The sequence below is a fragment of the Aquabacterium sp. genome (assembly GCF_049274795.1).
GTDB lineage: Bacteria > Pseudomonadota > Gammaproteobacteria > Burkholderiales > Burkholderiaceae_C > Aquabacterium.
On sequence record NZ_JBASTH010000078.1, the window covers coordinates 1 to 2651 of the forward strand.

Annotated in this window: 4 protein-coding genes; 1 reads left to right on the plus strand and 3 read right to left on the minus strand. The window is 58.2% G+C overall.

Going from position 1 to position 2651, the window contains the following annotated elements:
• Nucleotides 1–40 precede the first annotated feature (40 nt).
• From WAQ08_RS12475 to WAQ08_RS12485, 3 genes are all read right to left on the minus strand, one after another.
• Nucleotides 41–1242 (minus strand): IS3 family transposase gene (locus WAQ08_RS12475; RefSeq protein ID WP_152987395.1). Its coding sequence is split into 2 segments (ribosomal slippage): nucleotides 41–975 and nucleotides 975–1242, totalling 1203 coding nucleotides; the frame shifts between segments, so codons are not numbered across the junction.
• A 370-nt stretch (nucleotides 1243–1612) separates the two neighbouring features.
• Nucleotides 1613–2005, minus strand: a complete 393-nt coding sequence (locus WAQ08_RS12480) for a type II toxin-antitoxin system VapC family toxin (RefSeq protein WP_422191900.1) — start codon at nucleotides 2003–2005, stop codon at nucleotides 1613–1615.
• Entirely contained in the window at nucleotides 2002–2247 is a 246-nt protein-coding gene (locus WAQ08_RS12485) for a FitA-like ribbon-helix-helix domain-containing protein (protein WP_422191901.1), read from the minus strand. The genes WAQ08_RS12480 and WAQ08_RS12485 overlap by 4 nt, the downstream gene beginning before the upstream one ends.
• A 167-nt stretch (nucleotides 2248–2414) precedes the next feature.
• Between WAQ08_RS12485 and WAQ08_RS12490 the strand changes: the two genes are divergently transcribed.
• Nucleotides 2415–2651, plus strand: a 237-nt coding sequence (locus WAQ08_RS12490) for a hypothetical protein (RefSeq protein ID WP_422191902.1), incomplete at its 3' end; no start/stop codon positions are given.

The window sequence follows — 2651 nt, forward strand, 5'->3', positions numbered from 1 at the left end:
TTGAGGTTGCCCCTGAATTTCGGAGCGCTTAGCCCGGGTTTCATGCGGCGTTCTTGCGCTGAGCCGCCAGCCAGCGTTGCTCGTATTGCATGGGGCTGAGATAGCCCAGCGCCGAATGCAGACGAGAGTGATTGTAGAAGGCCATCCAGTTCAGAATGGCTGTCCTGGCCTGCTCTCGGGTGGCAAACCTTTGCCCCAGCACGCAAGCCACCTTCAGATGGCCCCAGAAGCTCTCCGTGGGCGCGTTGTCCCAGCAGTTGCCCTTGCGGCTCATGGATGAACTGATACCCCAGGCCTTCATCGTGGTCTGGAACTCATGGCTGCAGTACTGGCTGCCGCGGTCGCTGTGGAAGATCAGCCCCTTGGCTGGCCTGCGGCGCCAGCAGGCCATCAGCAGCGCGTCTTTGACCAGGCTGGTCTGCATGTGCGGCTGCATGCTCCAGCCCACCACCTGGCGGCTGTGCAGGTCAAGCACCGCAGCCAGGTACAGCCACCCCTCATCGGTGGGGATGTAAGTGATGTCGCCGCTCCACAGCAGATTGGGCGCCTCGGGGTTGAAGCGCCGCTGCACGAGATCCGGCGCCACCGGCAGGTGGTGCTTGCTGTCGGTGGTAACGACGAACTTCTTCTTGGTGCGCGCCTTGATCCCGTGGCGCTGCATCAGCACGCGCACACGCTCTTTGCCCACGCGGATGCCCCTGGCCAACAGCTCCTTGTGCATGCGGGGCCAACCGTACTCGCCTTTGATCTCCGCGTGAATGGCACGTATGTGCGTCAGCAAGGCTTCGTCGCTCTGAAACCGGCTGGGGCAATGATCAGGTTCACCCTGACCTCGCTTCCAGTTGAAGTACCCGCTGGCGCTGATCTCCAGCACCTCGCACATCAGGCTCACAGGCCATGCCTTGCCGCTCATTTGCCGGACCCAAGCGTACTTTGCAGCACATCCTGCGCAAAGTACGCTGCGGCTTTTTTTGCGATGTCGCGCTCCATCTTCAGGCGAGCCACCTCGGCCCTCAAACGCGCAAGCTCCATCTGTTCGGCTGTGACCACCGGGGCCTTCTGGCTCGGCACAACACCGCCCAATTGCCCCTTGGCATCCAGGCGAACCCAGTTGGACACATTTGATGACGGGATGCCCAGCACCTTGGCCACCACCGCCCCAGACTGCCCGGCCTTGACCTGCCTGACAGCCTCCAGTTTGTACTCCAGGGTGTACTTGCCACGTACCTGCTTGTCGACCATTTCTTCGCTCCTTTCCAGCATTGTGGTCATGAGCTAAGAACTCCACTTTTCGGGGGCAACCTCATGGATAGACCGTCAGACCGCGGTTCTGTTCGAGCTTCGCCGCTTCAAGCACTATCACGAACATACGCTTCGCACTCTAGCGGGGCTAAAAGAGAAGTGGTCAAACGACCCAGAGTTCAAGTTCGCAAGATTGCTTGAAGAACTTGAACTCACTGTGACCCATATCAGTCAGGGAAAGTAGGAGCATCGTGCATCCGCCCAGCCTAGCATCTGTGATCAGCCTAACCAGTTGGTCAAGCCGACGCCCACAAGCTCCGCTTGTGGGTGCCCTCCGTGCTTCGCACTGCGGCGCGGCTTACCGCGAGCGTTAGGCCACAAGGGAAACGGCGCGCGTTGGAAAAGCTTTGAGTACCTTCTTGTCCATTGTCACCAGCTTGGCATCCAGTCGCTCAGCCAATGCCACAAACTCGCAGTCGTAAGCTGAACATTCGCTGTCTCGCACCAATCCCAACACGTCGCGCGAATGCACCTCGAATTCAAATCCGGCCATCAAAGCTTCGGCCTCGGCTTGAAGTCTGCAGGCCTGCTCAAAGCTCAATATTTTCCGTCGCACATAGCCTGCAAGGATGTTTCGGAACTCGCTACGCCACAACGGTGGCGCAGCCCATTCAGGCTCTTGTTCCAGCAATGCTTCAGCCGCAGCGGTGAACTCTCCAGGCAAGTACAGGTACGCCAGAATATTGCTGTCAACAACAATCACTTGCGCCCCGCTCTTTTGGCTGCATCAATGTCCTTGGCTGTAAACGGTTCTTTGGGCAAGCTGGCCCTAAGCTCCCGGGCGCGTGCTAAACGCTCACTTGGTGCAACACGGTTGGGTAACAGTACGGACTCCAAGCACACAATGGCTTCGCTGTTCAAACTGCGTCGATGCAACTCGGCAGCCACCTTCAGCCGCTCGTACACAGCGTCGGGAATGTTCTTCAAAGTCAGAGAGGTTGGCATGTTTGCCCTCATTGTCGAAACCAAAATGGTTCCATTGTGGTTCAAATCGGCAGCATATGCAACCGCTTTTGGCCTAACCAGTTGGTCAAGCCGACGCCAACAGCTGTGCTGTTGGTGCCCTCCGCTTCGCTCCGGCGCGGCTTACCGCGAGCGTTAGGCAACTCATCATGCGCCGCACTCATTGGATAGCCTTGAACCTGTTTGGCATGGCCCTTTATCTGGTGGCTATCAAGCCAATCATCGGGAGCCCGGATGAAGCTGGCCCGGGAGACGGCATCTACTTTGCGTTCTCGGTACTACCCATTCTTCTGTCCTGCCTCCTGCTCAATACTTGGGTGCTCTACAAAGCTGCATGGCCTTTAGAGCCAAGAGCAAGCAGTCGAGCGCTCCTGACCTGGATAGCT

Coding starts and splice junctions, on each gene's coding strand:
- WAQ08_RS12485 (WP_422191901.1), bottom strand. CDS start 2,247: ATGCCAACCTCTCTGACTTTGAAGAACATTCCCGACGCTGTGTACGAG.